Source organism: Flavobacterium sp. KMS, assembly GCF_000813005.1.
GTDB lineage: Bacteria > Bacteroidota > Bacteroidia > Flavobacteriales > Flavobacteriaceae > Flavobacterium.
On the sequence record NZ_JSYP01000002.1, the window covers coordinates 271,325 to 287,223 of the forward strand.

Sequence of the window (15,899 nt, forward strand, 5' to 3'; positions counted from 1 at the left end):
GAATCATGAAACTAAAAAATATAAAATATTCACTTGTTGTTTGCGGAGTACTTTTTACTGTCCTGTCGTGCGGTGAGGATTTTTTAACTGTAGAACCAAAAGGAACTGTTCTGGAGGATAAATATTACCAAAATGAAAGCCAGGCTTATGCAGGATTAGTAGCTGTTTATGATATACTTGGTAAGCAGTCTAAAGGATTTGAAAACATGATCTGTATGCTAAATGCAGGTTCAGATGATTTTAATGCAGCTGGTGGTGGTGCTACAGATGGTGCCGGAATACATGCATTTGGAGATTATTCACTTAGTCAATCAACAATCCCAGGTAGTTTTTGGGGAGATTTTTATCAAGGAATTTTTAGAGCAAACGTATTGCTTGAAAAGTTACCAGCGGTACCTATGGATGAAGCTAAAAAAGCAAGATTTGCAGCTGAAACAAAAGCATTACGTGCTTATTATTATTTTGAATTGGTTCGTACTTTCAGAAATATCCCATTGATATTAGAGCCATTAAAAACACCAGATATTTTTAATGTAGTTCAAGCGACACCAGAAGCGGTATACGCACAGATTGAAAAAGATTTGAAAGAATCACTTCCTGGATTACCTGTTATAATTACAAATAAGGGAGATGAAGCAGGACGTTTATCTCAGGGTGCAGCAAAGGCATTGTTAGGAAAAGTTTATTTATACGAAGGGAAAAATGCATTATCAGCAGCAGAATTTGCTGATGTAAATGGTACTCCGGGTGGTACAAGTATGTACGGATATAAATTGGTAGCTGATTTTGCAGATTTATGGAAGATAAGCAACAAGTTTAATTCAGAATCGATTATTGAAATTGTACATACTGATAAAAGTAATGCCGATTGGGGCTTTTGGGGTGGAGGAAAAGATGAAGGAAACTCTGTTTGTATTATGGTAGGACCTAGAGGATACAACAGGTCAGAAAATTCTACAGCACCAGATTATGTTTCGGGATGGAGTTTTAGTACCGTAAGACAAAGTTTATATGATGTGCTAAAAGGAGATCCTCGTTTTGATGCTACCATTCTTGATATGAAAGCATTGAAAGCTGCTAAACAAGCAGATTGGGCTCCTAATTATGATGATACAGGTTATTTCCTTAAAAAATTCATGCCATTAAATTCCGATACATCTACAGGTAGTGGTTCAACAGCTTTAAATTACAAACAAGATGTTTACGCGATTCGTTTAGCAGATACATATTTAATGGAAGCCGAAGCATTAGGTGGTACAGGAACAAGAGCGCAAGCTTTACTAGATGCTGTAAGAGCACGTGTAGGTTTAGGATCAACTCCGGTTTCTTTGGATGCAATTGCGTTAGAAAGAAGAAAAGAATTAGCTGGAGAAGGACACCGTTGGTTCGATTTAGTAAGAACAGGAAAAGCTGCTGCTGCATTGGCATCTAAAGGATTCCAAGCAGGTAAAAATGAAATTTGGCCAATTCCTTTTAAAGAATTAGAGAATACTAAAATTGTTCAGAACCCTAATTATAACGATTAAATAAAGATCATATGAATTTAAATATAATTTTTAAAAAGACTATATACCTAATGTTTGTTTTAGGAACACTAACAAGTTGTGAACCTGATGCACCAGGAGCTGGCAACGGATTAACTGTTGCAAGTGTAGATCCTTCATTTACAATTACCCCGGTAGAAGGAAAGAATAATACATATTTATTAGTATCAGGTACAGACAATGTGCTGAATTCTTACTGGAAAGTAGGCAAGGCAGAGTTTTATGGAAAAATGAATTTGGAGATTTTTTTGCCAGATAAAGGAACGTATAAAGTAGTGCATACTGCTGTAGGCCGTGGAGGAACTACTGATTTTGCTACCAAAGAAATTATTATTGCTGCAAATGATCCTGACAGAGGAAATTTAGTTAAAGGAACCAGTTTCTTAGATGCTGCTGACCAAGCACAATGGACCAACTTGCACCTTAATACTAACGGATTAGCCGCATGGACTTTCACTCCGGGATTTGCAACTATAAACGCAAGTGGAAACACCTCTAATCAGGAAGGGATTTATCAGGAAATAGATGTTGTAGCAGGTAAAGAATATATAATAGATATGCAGGTATCTGCAAAAAGCGGATCTCCAGATTTTTGGTTTGAAGTATATGCTGGAAAAACAGTTCCAACTTCTGGAGTTGTATATACAGACAACAAAGTTATGGGATTAAGCTCTGAAGACGGTTGCGGGAAAGGAGCATTTGATGGAAAACTATCTGCTGTAGGATGTGTAAAAAATAGTGCTACAGACAAAGTAGGTAATGTTGTAAAGTTTGCAGAAACGGGTAAAGTCTATTTAGTAATAAGAGCTGGTGGTAACGGATTTACTCCAACTGGAATAACAATTACAGAAGTAGAGTTTAGAGGGAAATAATTAAGAATTGAGTTAAATAAGTTTAAGTTAGGTTGTAGAATAGCCCATATTCTTTATGACTATGGGCTATTTTTAAACTACTTAGATACTAAAGGTATGTTTTATTGACATTGAAAATGTTGTTAGAATTTGCACATTAAAAATTAAATAATGAAAAAAAACAGCTATAAGATTCTTTGCTTATTATTTACGTTGACCGCTTTTTCGCAGCAGCAAAAAAACAAGCAAGAGTTTACAACAAATGGAAAAAAAATTGCAGTTTATACAACAGCAGATAATTCAAAATTAAGAATAACACCAACAGATAATCTAGTTTTTTCGGCATCGAAACAACCATTAGAAACTGAAATATCGGTTTTTGTAGAACCCAAAAAAACTTTTCAAACCTTTATGGGAATTGGCGGAGCAATTACAGATGCAAGTGCCGAGGTTTTTGCCAAATTATCAAAAGAAAAGCAAGCAGAATTTTTAAAAGCGTACTACGATACCAAAACAGGAATAGGCTATTCATTGCTAAGAACCACAATACATAGTTCTGATTTTAGCAGTGGAAGCTATACTTATATCGAAGAAGGAGATAAAGATTTAAAAACTTTTAATATTGATCATGACAGGCAATATCGCATACCAATGATTAAAGAAGCGATGAAAACCGCTAATAATAATCTGGTATTATATGTCGCTCCTTGGAGTCCGCCAGCATTTATGAAAAGTAATAAAGACATGCTAAAAGGTGGTACTCTGTTACCAGAATACAATCAGGCTTGGGCAGATTATTATGTAAAATTTATAAAAGCTTACGAAAAAGAAGGAATGCCTATTTGGGGAACATCGGTTCAGAACGAACCAATGGCAACGCAAACATGGGAATCTTGCATTTACTCTGCAGAAGCAGAAAGAGATTTTATAAAAAACTTTCTAGGGCCAACAATGAAAAAAGCAGGCTTAGGAGATAAAAAAATCATTGCTTGGGATCATAATCGTGATTTAATGAACCAAAGAGCCAATGTAATTTATTCCGACCCAGAAGCTTCAAAATATGTTTGGGGAATGGGGTTTCATTGGTACGAAACATGGACAGGTGGAGCACCAATGTTTGATAATGTAAAACAAGTGTACCAAGCCTATCCAGATAAAAAATTGATGTTTACCGAAGGTTGTATCGAAAAATTTGATGCTGCGAAATATCAATTTTGGCCAAATGCCGAAAGATATGGAATTTCTATGATTAATGATTTTAATAACGGTACGGTTGCCTGGACAGATTGGAATATTCTTTTAGATCAAAATGGTGGGCCAAATCATGTGGGGAATTTTTGTTTTGCGCCAATTCATGCCGACACCAATACAGGAGAATTAATTTATACACCATCGTATTATTATATTGGGCATTTCTCAAAATTTATTCGACCGAATGCAAAAAGAGTAAGTACAGCAGTAAGCAGAAGCTCTTTGTTAAGTACATCATTTCTTAATACCGATGGTAAAATGATTACAGTTGTAATGAATCAAACCGATTTAAGTGTGACTTATAATTTAATTATAGCATCAGAGAAAACGGTTGTTACAATACCAGCTCGCGCCATTCAAACTTTAGTCTATTAATTATAATAAAAGCCAAGAGTTAAATATGTTCAGTCATTTTTAATTCTTGGTTTTATTTAAAAAAACAAACTATTTAGATGAACAACACTATAAAACTGATAAAAAATATTTCACCAATACTGATAACGGTTTTTGCATTAAGCTGTTCATCATCAAATGTCACAGACAAAAAATCAAAAAACGAACACAATCAAAATCATCAAAAAATTGAAATCTTTACAACAGCTGAGAATACAAATTTTAAATTATCCAAAACAGCTAATTTAATTCTCGCTTCTGCAAATAAGAATTCAAACAATACAATCTCAATTACAGTAAATCCTCAAAAAACAGATCAAACCTTTTTAGGAATCGGAGGAGCAATTACAGATGCAAGTGCCGAGGTTTTTGCAAAATTAAGTGCTAAGAAACAACAAGAATTTCTTAATGCTTATTATGATAAAGACAAAGGAATAGGTTATTCATTGGCAAGAACAACAATACATAGTTCCGATTTTAGTAGTGGTAGTTATACTTATATACAAGAAGGAGATAAAGATTTAAAAACCTTTAGCGTTGAGCATGACCGTAAATATCGTATTCCGTTATTAAAAAAAGCTATTGCTACGGCAGGAGGAAAATTAACACTTTTTGCCAGTCCGTGGAGTCCTCCGGCATTTATGAAAAGTAATAATAACATGCTAAGAGGAGGTACATTACTACCAGAATATGCACAATCATGGGCTAATTATTACGTGAAATTTATTAGAGAATATGAAAAAGAAGGTATTCCTATTTGGGGATTGTCTATTCAAAATGAACCAATGGCTAGCCAGAGCTGGGAATCTTGTATTTATAGCCCAGAAGCCGAAAGAGATTTTTTAAGAGATTATCTAGGCCCAACAATGGCAAAAGAAGGATTAGAATCTAAAAATATTATAATCTGGGATCATAACCGTGGAGAAATGTTAGAGCAAAGAGCTCGCCTTGTTTTTTCAGATCCCGAAGTTTCCAAATATGCTTGGGGAATAGGGTTTCATTGGTATGAAACTTGGGCAGGAGGACCGCCTAAATTTGAATCCGTTGGTGCTGTACATGCCGCTTACCCAAATAAAAACTTATTATTTACCGAAGGTTGCAATGAAAAATTTGATGCTGCAAAATATCAGTTTTGGGGAAATGCCGAGCGATACGGAATTAATATGATTAATGATTTTAATAACGGAACAGTAGGCTGGACAGATTGGAATATTCTCTTGGATCAAAACGGAGGTCCAAATCACGTAGGTAATTTTTGCTTTGCCCCAATTCATGCTAATACAAATACTGATGAATTAATATACACACCGATGTATTATTATATAGGACACTTTTCAAAATTCATTCGCCCAAATGCCAAAAGAATCATAACCGAAATAAGTACAGATGCTTTATTGAGTACATCATTTATTAATGCAGATGAAAAAATTGCAACCGTAGTAATGAACAAAAGTGATAAAGAGATAACATATAATTTAATACTTGCATCCGAGAAAAAGACAATTACGATTCCAGCACATGCAATGCAAACTTTGGTTTATTAAGAAATTATAAAAAGAAATAAAATGAAACAGTATTTAAGTAAGATTATAAAAGTTGCATTTTTTGCTGCACTAGTCGTATTGCAGGTAAAATGCTCTTCATCTAGCGATACTGTCGATCCTGCTCCAAAACCACCAGTAAAACCAGATCCGCCCACTGTTGTTACTAATGATGTAGATTTTTGGTTAACCAAAGGGGATCAGACAGTATTGCTTACCAAACAAAATGGAGTTCTTGGGTTTAATACCACAGCAAATTCATATACAAATATTGAAGTAAACGACGCTCAAAAATACCAAACCATTGATGGGTTTGGATATACCTTAACAGGAGGAAGTGCACAGGTAATTAATCAATTAACTACCCAGAAAAAAAAGGATTTATTGCAGGAATTATTTGGCTTGACCGAAACTTCTATTTCAATAAATTATATAAGAATAAGTATCGGAGCGTCCGATTTAAACGAGAAAGCATTTACTTATAATGATTTACCAAAAGGTGATACCGATCTTGATTTGGCCAGGTTTAGTTTAGACCTTGATAAAAACGGAGTAATTGCACTTTTAAAAGAAATTCTGGCAATTAATCCAAACATTAAGATATTGGCAACGCCTTGGTCAGCACCACTTTGGATGAAAGACAAAGATAGTTTTGTTGGCGGAAGCTTACAAGCTCAATATTATGATGTGTATGCAAAATATTTTGTAAAATACATTCAGCAAATGAAAAATGAAGGGATAACAATTGACGCTGTTACTCCGCAAAACGAACCCTTGTATGGCGGTAATAACCCGAGTATGGTAATGAGCGCTTTACAACAAACAAATTTTATCAAAAACAATTTAGGACCAGCATTTAAGGTAGCTAATCTTACAACTAAGATCATTGCTTACGATCATAATTGCGATAATACACAATATGCTATGGCAATTTTAGGAGATCCTATTGCAAGTCCTTTTGTAGATGGATCGGCATTTCATTTATATGCTGGAAATATCAATGCACTTTCGACAGTATATAATGCTTTTCCAAATAAAAATCTGTATTTCACTGAGCAGTTTACCTCTTCGACAGGAGATTTTAAAGGCGATTTAAAATGGCATCTTAAAAATGTAATTATTGGTTCAATCCGTAATTGGAGTAAGAATGCATTAGAGTGGAACTTGGCTAATAATGGTTCTTTTGAGCCACATACACAAGGAGGTTGTAATACTTGCAAAGGCGCATTAACTGTAAATTCTAGCAGCAGTTTTAATCGTAACGTAGCGTATTATATTATAGCTCACGCTTCTAAATTTGTTCCAGTAGGTTCCATAAGAATTTCTAGTAATATAAGTGGGAATTTACAAAATGTAGCTTTTATAACCCCAACAGGTAAAAAAGTATTGATAGTAGAAAACGATGGCGATACAACTGAGATATTCAATATAAAATTTAATAGTAAGTGGGTTACTACCTCATTAGATGGAGGTTCTGTAGGGACTTATATTTGGAAATAATAAACAAATAAGATTTAATCTAGGACTTATATAATAAAACAGATATATGAGAAAAATAGTTTTGCCATTACTGGTATTGTTTTCATTGACCTCTTTTGGACAAGGTTTTTTGCACCAAAGCGGACAAAATATTGTAGATGGAAAAGGTAAAAATATAGTATTAAGAGGATTAGGATTAGGAGGATGGATGGTTCAGGAAGGATACATGATTCAGACCGAACCATTTGCAAGTCCGCAATATGTTATAAAACAAAAAATAACAGATTTAATTGGAACCGAAAAAACCGAAAAGTTTTATGAGGCATATAGAGCCAACGGAATAACCAAAAGAGATGTTGACTCATTGACAGCTTGGGGATTTAACTCCATACGTTTGCCAATGCATTATAATTTATATACACCGCCAATAGAAACAGAGAAGAATGGCGAAATTACTTGGATAGAAGAAGGTTTTACAATGACCGACAACTTACTAAAATGGTGTGCCGAAAATAAAATGTACCTCATTTTAGACCTTCATGCTGCACCAGGAGGACAAGGAAAAGATGCTGCAATCTCTGATTATGATGATACAAAACCATCAGTTTGGGAAAGCGAAGCCAATCGTAAAAAAATGACTGAATTATGGAAAAAATTAGCGTTGCGTTATAAAGACAATCCATGGATTGGAGCTTATGATATTATAAATGAACCCAATTGGAATTTTACAGGAACAAATAAAAATGGTTGCGATGAAAATTCGAATGCGCCTTTGCGTGAGCTTTTAGTTTCTATTACAAAAGCAATTCGCGAAGTCGATAAAAACCACATGATTATTATCGAAGGAAATTGTTGGGGAAATAATTACAACGGAATGTTTCCGCTATGGGATGATAATATGGCAATGAGTTTTCATAAATATTGGAATTACAATACCACAGCATCAATCCAGAAAATGCTAGATTATAGAAAACAATATAATGTACCAATCTGGATGGGAGAAGGTGGAGAAAACTCAAATGTTTGGTTTAAAGATGCTATTTCATTATTCGAAACAAATAATATCGGTTGGGCATTTTGGCCCATGAAAAAAATCGAAAATATTGCAGGAATTGCTTCAGTTACCAAAACACCCGAATACGAAAAGCTGCGTTTATACTGGAAAGATGGAGGTGAAAAACCAAGCCCTGATTTTGCAGAAAAAGCATTAATGCAATTAGCAGAGAATTTTAAGTTAGAGAATACCACAATAAAGGCAGACGTACTTGACGCAATGTTTCGTCAAGTACGTACAAATGAAACAAAAAGTTATAAAAAACGAGTTTTGCCTGGTAAAATATTTGCAACCGAATATGATTTAGGAACAAACGGATTTGCATATTCAGATAAAGATTTTGTGAATTACCGAGTAGAAACCGGAACATTTGAAGAATGGAACAAAGGAAAAACAATGCGAAACGACGGAGTTGATATTTTGCCTTGTAAAGACGATTCCTCAAATGGATATCAGGTATCATTTATCGAAAATGCCGAGTGGTTACAATTTACAGCAACAAGCAAATCGGCAACAACATATAATGTTGCTATTAGATACTCAAGCGAAAAAGAAGAAGGAAAGTTACATCTGGAAAACGAAACTGGAAAAATATCCGAGATAATCACGCTTCCTGCAACAGGAAATGATACAACTTGGAGAACAATTATACTCTCGGACGTAAAGCTGAAAAAAGGAGAAAACAAAATTAAAGTCGTTTTTGATAAAGGAGGATTTAATTTGAATTATCTGGATTTTGCAACTACGAATAAGTAAGTTGTTAAAAAATAGTAAAGTAAAACCTATAATAGTGTTTGTAATTAATATTTTGTTAGATTAGTTTTCTCCATTAAAAGCTTCGGATGAAACTGGAGCTTTAATGGGTTAAAACCCTTAATTATGAAAAAAATAAACCAACTAATCGCCCTTGTAATGTTTTTGTCTTTTAATGGAATTTATGGACAAAATTTAAAAATCATGACGTATAATATCCGTTTAGATATTGCTTCAGATGGAGAAAATGCATGGCCAAACCGTAAAGATTTTTTTACATCACAAATACAATTTTACGCCCCGGATATTTTTGGAGTACAAGAAGCAATGCCCAATCAAGTTAATGATATTGCAACGGCATTACCAAGTTATAATCATATAGGTATTGCTCGCGAAGGAGAAGGAAAAGGCGAATCATCTTCTATATTTTATAAAAAAGATAGATTCTCAGTACAACAAGCCAATACTTTCTGGCTCTCACAAACCCCAGATGTAATATCAAAAGGATGGGATGCAGCTTATAATAGAGTTTGTACGTATGCACTTTTTAAGGACCTAAAAACTAAAAAAACATTTTGGGTTTTTAATACACATCTCGATCACATAGGCGAAGAAGCAAGAACCAAAGGACTTGAACTAATTCTTTCTAAAATAGCAGCAGTAAATACCAAAGGATATCCCGTATTCCTTATGGGAGATTTTAATTCAGAACCTAATGAAGGACGCATCATTTCTTTGAAAAAAATAATGAATGATACTCGTGAAATTTCAGAAGAAAAACCATTTGGACCATCTGGAACCTTTAATGAATTTAAGCATGACAAACCAGTCACGCTATTGCTAGATTATATTTTTATTTCTAAAAACAGCAATCTAAAAATAAAAAAACATGCAGTTTTAAGTGATTCAATAGATTTAAAATACCCATCGGATCATTTCCCTGTTTTAATTGAAATTAACTAAACCATGAAAAAAATAAACAATACAATGCAAATTTTGATTTTGCTACCACTTATTGCAATGCAAATAAAGTGTGGCTCAACAAAAAATGCAACTACAACTACAACATCCAAAACAGATAAAGTGGAATATTGGGTTACCAAAAGTGACCAATCGGTAAAGCTTCAAAAACAAGCCGAAGCATTAGTTTTTACTACTGCAACAAATACAAACCCAACTATCGAAATAGATGCTTCGAAGAAATTCCAGACTATTGATGGTTTTGGATTTTCATTAACAGGAGGAAGTGCCGAAACTATTAATAAATTAGAGAAATCAAAAAAAGCAGCATTATTACAAGAACTGTTTGGCTCAAAAGATAATTCGGTAGGAATTAGTTACCTCCGTATTAGTATCGGAGCGTCAGATCTTAATACTGAGGTATTCTCTTATGATGATATGCCTGCAGGAAAGACAGATTTACAGCTAGAACATTTTAATCTGGGTCCAGACGCAACAGCGCTAGTTCCGCTTTTAAGAGAAATTATTGCCATAAATCCAGGTATTAAAATCATGGGATCGCCTTGGTCACCACCAGTTTGGATGAAAGATAACGGAAGTACAAAAGGAGGAAGTTTACAACCACAGTATTATGAAGTGTATGCTAATTATTTTGTGAAATACATTCAGAAGATGAAAGAAGAAGGGATTATAATTGACGCTATAACCCCTCAAAATGAACCTTTGCATCCCGGAAATAACCCAAGTTTATTAATGCTTGCAGAACAACAAGCAGATTTTATCGGGAATCATTTAGGTCCCGCTTTCGCGAAAGCAAAAATCAAAACCAAAATTGTTACTTACGACCATAATTGCAACAAACCCGAATATCCCTTAACGATTTTAAATGATTCAAAAGCATTACCATTTGTAGACGGCTCGGCTTTTCATTTATACGAAGGAGATATTAGCGCATTATCAACAGTACATGATGCATATCCGAATAAGAATATTTATTTTACAGAACAATATACAGGATCAGGCAGCAGTTTTGAGACAGATTTAAAATGGAATGTAAAAAATGTTGTAATAGGTTCTATGCGCAATTGGAGTAAGAACGCACTTTCTTGGGGCTTAGCCAATGATGAATTTTATAAACCATTTACACCAGGCGGATGCAGTACCTGCAAAGGCGCTTTGATGATTGATAAAGATGGAGTAATTAAGAGAGAAGTAGGATATTATATTATTGCACACGCATCCAAATTTGTACCCGAAGGTTCTGTACGAATTGCTAGTAATGTAAGTGGCAATATACATAATGTAGCTTTTAAAACTCCAAAAGGTAATATTGTTCTAATAGCTGAAAATGATGGCGAAACAGTCGAAACATTTAACATTAAATACAATCAAAAACAAACAGCAACTTCATTAGACGCAGGTTCGGTGGCAACTTACGTTTGGTAGAAAAATCAATACCAATTTAATATTTATTTCATGAAAAGAATTACCACATTAACTTGTTTGATGATTTCGTTTTTTGCGATAGCGCAACAGCAAACAATAGATCAGAAAGTAGATGCGTTGTTAAAAAAAATGACGCTTGAGGAAAAAATAGGACAGCTTAACCAGTATACAGGTAACAATGCTGCAACAGGACCTATTACAATAAACCCAAACAAACAAGCCGAAATTAAAGATGGTTTAGTGGGGTCAATGCTTAATGTAGTTGGAACAAAATACACCCGACAATATCAGGAATTGGCAATGCAATCACGTCTTAAAATACCATTGTTATATGGTCAGGATGTAATACATGGTTTCAAAACCACATTCCCGATTCCGTTAGGAGAAGCAGCAAGTTGGGATTTGGCAGCGATAGAACTTTCGGCTAGAGTTGCTGCGACCGAAGCTGCTGCAAGCGGAATTCATTGGACATTTGCCCCAATGGTAGATATTGGTCGTGATCCGCGTTGGGGGCGTGTAATGGAAGGAGCAGGAGAAGATACCTATTTAGGTTCAAGAATAGCTTATGCCAGAGTAAAAGGATTTCAAGGAGATAAACTAGGAAATCTAAATTCAGTAATGGCATGCGTAAAACATTTTGCTGCTTATGGAGCTGCAATTGGAGGTAGAGATTATAACTCAGTAGATATGAGCGAAAGAATGTTGTGGGAAACCTATTTGCCACCTTTCAAAGCCGCGCTAGATGCTGGAGCAGCTACATTTATGAATTCATTTAATGATATTAACGGAATTCCAGCAACCGGAAATGCGTATTTACAAAGAGATATTTTAAAAGGAAAATGGAACTTTCAAGGATTTGTAGTTTCAGATTGGGGATCAATAGGAGAAATGGTAGCACATGGCTATTCTAAAGATCTTAAAGAAGCTGCACTAGCTGCAATTACTGCTGGTAGCGATATGGATATGGAAAGTAATGGATACAGATATAACTTGGCAGCATTGATAAAAGAAAACAAAGTTTCGATAGACTTAGTTGATGATGCAGTAAAAAGAATTTTGCGCAAAAAATTTGAATTAGGATTATTTGAAGATCCATACAAATACTCTAATCCAGATAGAGAGAAACAAGAATTGAATAATCCAGAGCATCGTAAAGCAGCTCGTGAAGTTGCAGCAAAAAGTATCGTTTTATTAAAGAATGATAATGCGACATTACCGCTTTCTAAAAGCACAAAAACAATTGCGTTTATAGGGCCAATGGTAAAAGAGTATAAAGCTAATATGGGTTTCTGGGCGGTTGAATTACCAGAAGTAGATTATAACAAATGGGTAGTTTCTCAATGGGATGGATTACAAAATAAAGTAGGGAAGAATACCAAATTATTATATGCCAAAGGTTGTGAAGTAGAAGGTGATAACAAAGATGGTTTTGCAGAGGCAATCGCAACAGCAAAACAAGCCGATGTAGTAATCTTAAGTATTGGAGAAAGACATGATATGAGCGGAGAAGCCAAAAGCCGAAGCAATATTAATTTACCAGGAGTTCAGGAAGAATTAGTAAAAGCGATTCAGGCAACAGGAAAACCAGTTGTAGTTTTAGTTAATGCCGGAAGACCACTTGTTTTTAATTGGACTGCCGATAATGTACCAGCTATTCTTTATACATGGTGGTTAGGTAGCGAAGCAGGAAATGCTATTGCAGATGTTTTATTTGGAGATTATAATCCGTCAGGAAAATTGCCAATGACATTCCCAAGAGAAGTGGGGCAAATTCCTATTTACTACAACCATTATAGTACAGGAAGACCAGCACAAGATGATAATGCAAAAGGATATGTTTCTGCTTATACAGATTTAAAAAGCAGCCCTAAATTCCCTTTTGGATTCGGATTAAGTTATACTAAATTCGATTATTCCGATTTAAAATTATCTACAACTAAAATGAAAAGCAATGAGAAAATTCAAGTTTCTTTTCAGTTAAAAAATGTTGGAAAAGTAGCAGGAGAAGAAGTGGTACAATTGTATTTAAAAGATAAATTTGGATCAGTTGTAAGACCAGTTTTAGAACTTAGAGATTTTCAGAAAGTGAAATTAAATGCAGGAGAAACTAAAACGATTCAGTTTACAATAGATAATGAAAAATTATCTTTTTATAATGACAAGATAGAGTGGGGTTCAGAACCAGGCGATTTTGAATTGATGATTGGATCATCTTCGGCAGATATTCGTGTAAAATCTGATTTTGAATTAGTGAAATAGTGACAACAATTTTAAAACAATAAAAAACGGGCAAAATATATATTTTGCCCGTTTTTTTATTTTAAAGTATTCATAAAATCCATAACTCCAATTCCTTTATAGGATTCATTTATGGCTTGTTCATATGCATCTTTTTTTGCTTTTTTGTCCTTTGAGTCAACATTACTCAAAAGTTGATCGGAAATTTTTTCCTGCTTAATGCTATATTTTAACGATTCTTCTAAAAGGTCGTTTTTTGATACTAATCCGAAAGAAGAACATATTTTTCTAATAAGCTTCTTGTTCAGTTTTTCTAGAGTTGGGATGCTCATAATACAATTAGTTATGTTTTCAATTAATTATATGACTGCCTTTTTATTTTTTTGTTACAGAACAGTAATTTTTTTAACTGGACATTAATGCCTTATAATTAGCTTATTAATTGTTTTTTTGAAGAAAAATAACAAGCGAAGCATTAAATGTGTTATTATGACGCAATGTACTTATTTTTTTTAAGTCGTTTTATATTTGATTGTAAATTTGACATTAATTTATGATTTTTTAAAGCATAAAAAATTGGTGCTATAGCCTATTTTAATTGCAAAAACGATGTTAGAAATTAAGATTGATTTTCGTTTATTGAAAATAAGCTAAATTGCACATTTATTTTATGTCGGATAAAATTTGAACAAATAATAAATGCATGATAAATACCACTATATATACTCATGAAGACTATCAGCCAGGACTTTCTATAGATTGTGTGATTTTTGGATTTCATGATAATCAGCTAAAAGTTTTGCTAATTAAAACCCCGTATGAAAATAAATGGTCATTGCCCGGCGGATTTGTCCCTATAAATGAAGATATAGATGATGCAGCAGTAAGAGTACTTAAAATCAGGACAGGAGTAGAAGGTATTTTTTTGAGACAATTTGCTACTTTTGGTAAAGTAAAAAGAAATGACAAGCATTTTGGTAATGCAATTTTAGACCATCTAAAAATTCCCAGAGAGGCAGGAAAATGGCTTTCGCAACGATTTGTAACCGTAGGATATTATGCCTTGGTCGATTTTTTACAAACGGTTCCACAACAAAATAAAAAAGAAGAATTAATAGAATGGGTTGATCACAAAGAAGTTCCAGAATTAATCTTGGATCACAAAGAAATTCTAGATAAAGCTTTGATTACACTCCGAAATGAGTTGAATTTAATACCAGTAGGATATAATTTGTTGCCTGAAAAATTTACGATTCCGGAGCTTCAAAAATTATATGAAACGATTTTGGATAGAAAACTCGATAGAAGAAACTTTCTCCGAAAAATAACCAATATCGGAATCTTGAATAAGCTCGACGAAAAGAAAAGTAATGTAGCACACAAAGCTCCAAATTTATATATTTTTGATAAAGATAAATATGATGAGGTTCTTAAAAATGGACTAAATCAAGGTTGGTAAAAATTAGAGTTTAACTTTAAAATAAGCTATCATGATATCGATTGAAACATTTAGAAAGTTAGCTCTATCATTCTCAGAAGCAACCGAAGAACCACACTTTGAAAAGACTTCTTTTAGGGTGAAGAAGAAAATATTTGCAACACTCGATGTAAATAAAAACCAAGGAGTATTGAAGTTTAATGAAATCGAACAATCTGTTTTTTGCGCTTCAAGTGAAAAATTCTTTTATCCCGTACCTAATAAATGGGGACAACAAGGCTGGACAATTGTAGATCTTGCCAAAGTTCCTGAGCCAATGCTACAAGATGCATTGTCAGTTTCCTATAATAATGTTTTACCCAAGAAGCGTTAATAACGAATTATTATATTTGCAAAAAACAGCTATATGATAGGTGCTGAAAATTGGAATATAATTGTCGTTCCGTACAATCCTAATTGGGCGGATGAATTTAAAAAAATCGAAAGAGAATTACTCGTTGTTTTAAAAGATGAGGTATTATCAATTGAACATGTAGGTAGTACATCTGTAGAAGGTTTACACGCAAAACCGATTATAGATATAGATATTGTAATCGAAAACGATAGGTTTCTGATTGTAAAACAGAAACTAAAAGAGATAGGTTATGAACATGTAGGTAATTTAGGTATTGATGGCCGAGATGCCTTTAGCTATAAAAATAAGGAACACCTTATGGAGCATCATTTATATGTATGCAACAAAGAGTCGAGTGAGTTAAAACGCCATGTCACTTTTCGAAATTACCTACGCACACATGCAGACGAAAGGGACAGATATAGCCAGATAAAAATAGAAATGGCCGAAAAATTCCCTCACGATATAGATAATTATCTTTTAGGAAAAGAATCAGTAATATTAGATATCTACAAAAAATGTGGGTTATAATTTAGTATTATGAGATTAAGAATTTA

The 15,899-nt window shown here is 33.9% G+C and carries 13 protein-coding genes; 12 read left to right on the top strand and 1 reads right to left on the bottom strand.

Annotated features, from left to right (window positions below; all coding sequences use genetic code 11):
* The first annotated feature begins 5 nt into the window (after positions 1-5).
* The 9 genes from OA93_RS03895 to bglX all read left to right on the top strand — a co-directional run bounded on the left by OA93_RS03895 (position 6) and on the right by bglX (position 13,531).
* Positions 6-1,526, top strand: coding sequence for a RagB/SusD family nutrient uptake outer membrane protein (locus OA93_RS03895; RefSeq protein WP_082001763.1), 1,521 nt, complete (start codon positions 6-8; stop codon positions 1,524-1,526).
* Between the two features lie 11 nt (positions 1,527-1,537).
* Positions 1,538-2,416, top strand: coding sequence for a hypothetical protein (locus tag OA93_RS03900; protein WP_123912129.1), 879 nt, complete (start codon positions 1,538-1,540; stop codon positions 2,414-2,416).
* A 150-nt stretch (positions 2,417-2,566) separates the two neighbouring features.
* On the top strand, positions 2,567-4,021 hold the full coding sequence (locus tag OA93_RS03905; RefSeq protein WP_039111816.1) for a glycoside hydrolase family 30 protein: 1,455 nt from the start codon (positions 2,567-2,569) through the stop codon (positions 4,019-4,021).
* 77 nt (positions 4,022-4,098) lie between these two features.
* On the top strand, positions 4,099-5,583 hold the full coding sequence (locus tag OA93_RS03910; RefSeq protein ID WP_082001764.1) for a glycoside hydrolase family 30 protein: 1,485 nt from the start codon (positions 4,099-4,101) through the stop codon (positions 5,581-5,583).
* 21 nt (positions 5,584-5,604) lie between these two features.
* Entirely contained in the window at positions 5,605-7,080 is a 1,476-nt protein-coding gene (locus OA93_RS03915; RefSeq protein ID WP_039111817.1) for a glycoside hydrolase family 30 beta sandwich domain-containing protein, read from the top strand.
* Between the two features lie 46 nt (positions 7,081-7,126).
* Entirely contained in the window at positions 7,127-8,869 is a 1,743-nt protein-coding gene (locus OA93_RS03920; RefSeq protein WP_039111818.1) for a cellulase family glycosylhydrolase, read from the top strand.
* Positions 8,870-8,992: 123 nt separating this feature from the next.
* Positions 8,993-9,829 carry an endonuclease/exonuclease/phosphatase family protein gene (locus tag OA93_RS03925; RefSeq protein WP_039111819.1) on the top strand — a complete coding sequence of 279 codons (837 nt, stop codon included), beginning with the start codon at positions 8,993-8,995 and terminating at the stop codon, positions 9,827-9,829.
* 3 nt (positions 9,830-9,832) lie between these two features.
* A complete protein-coding gene (locus tag OA93_RS03930) occupies positions 9,833-11,272 on the top strand; it encodes a glycoside hydrolase family 30 beta sandwich domain-containing protein (protein WP_039111820.1) in 1,440 nt (479 codons plus the stop codon).
* Between the two features lie 30 nt (positions 11,273-11,302).
* Positions 11,303-13,531 (top strand): beta-glucosidase BglX, encoded by a 2,229-nt coding sequence (bglX, locus tag OA93_RS03935; RefSeq protein WP_039111821.1) that lies wholly within the window; start codon positions 11,303-11,305, stop codon positions 13,529-13,531.
* A 56-nt stretch (positions 13,532-13,587) separates the two neighbouring features.
* Here the strand turns inward: bglX and OA93_RS03940 are convergent, their stop codons facing one another.
* Positions 13,588-13,842, bottom strand: a complete 255-nt coding sequence (locus tag OA93_RS03940) for a hypothetical protein (RefSeq protein WP_039111822.1) — start codon at positions 13,840-13,842, stop codon at positions 13,588-13,590.
* A gap of 371 nt (positions 13,843-14,213) precedes the next feature.
* Here OA93_RS03940 and OA93_RS03945 point away from each other — a divergent pair, with 371 nt between their 5' ends.
* Genes OA93_RS03945 through OA93_RS03955 form a run of 3 tightly spaced genes read left to right on the top strand, consistent with a single transcriptional unit; the run spans position 14,214 to position 15,873 of the window.
* Positions 14,214-14,969, top strand: coding sequence for an NUDIX domain-containing protein (locus OA93_RS03945; RefSeq protein ID WP_039111823.1), 756 nt, complete (start codon positions 14,214-14,216; stop codon positions 14,967-14,969).
* A 31-nt stretch (positions 14,970-15,000) separates the two neighbouring features.
* On the top strand, positions 15,001-15,321 hold the full coding sequence (locus OA93_RS03950) for an MmcQ/YjbR family DNA-binding protein (RefSeq protein WP_039111824.1): 321 nt from the start codon (positions 15,001-15,003) through the stop codon (positions 15,319-15,321).
* A gap of 33 nt (positions 15,322-15,354) precedes the next feature.
* Entirely contained in the window at positions 15,355-15,873 is a 519-nt protein-coding gene (locus OA93_RS03955; protein WP_039111825.1) for a GrpB family protein, read from the top strand.
* The last annotated feature ends 26 nt before the right edge of the window (positions 15,874-15,899 follow it).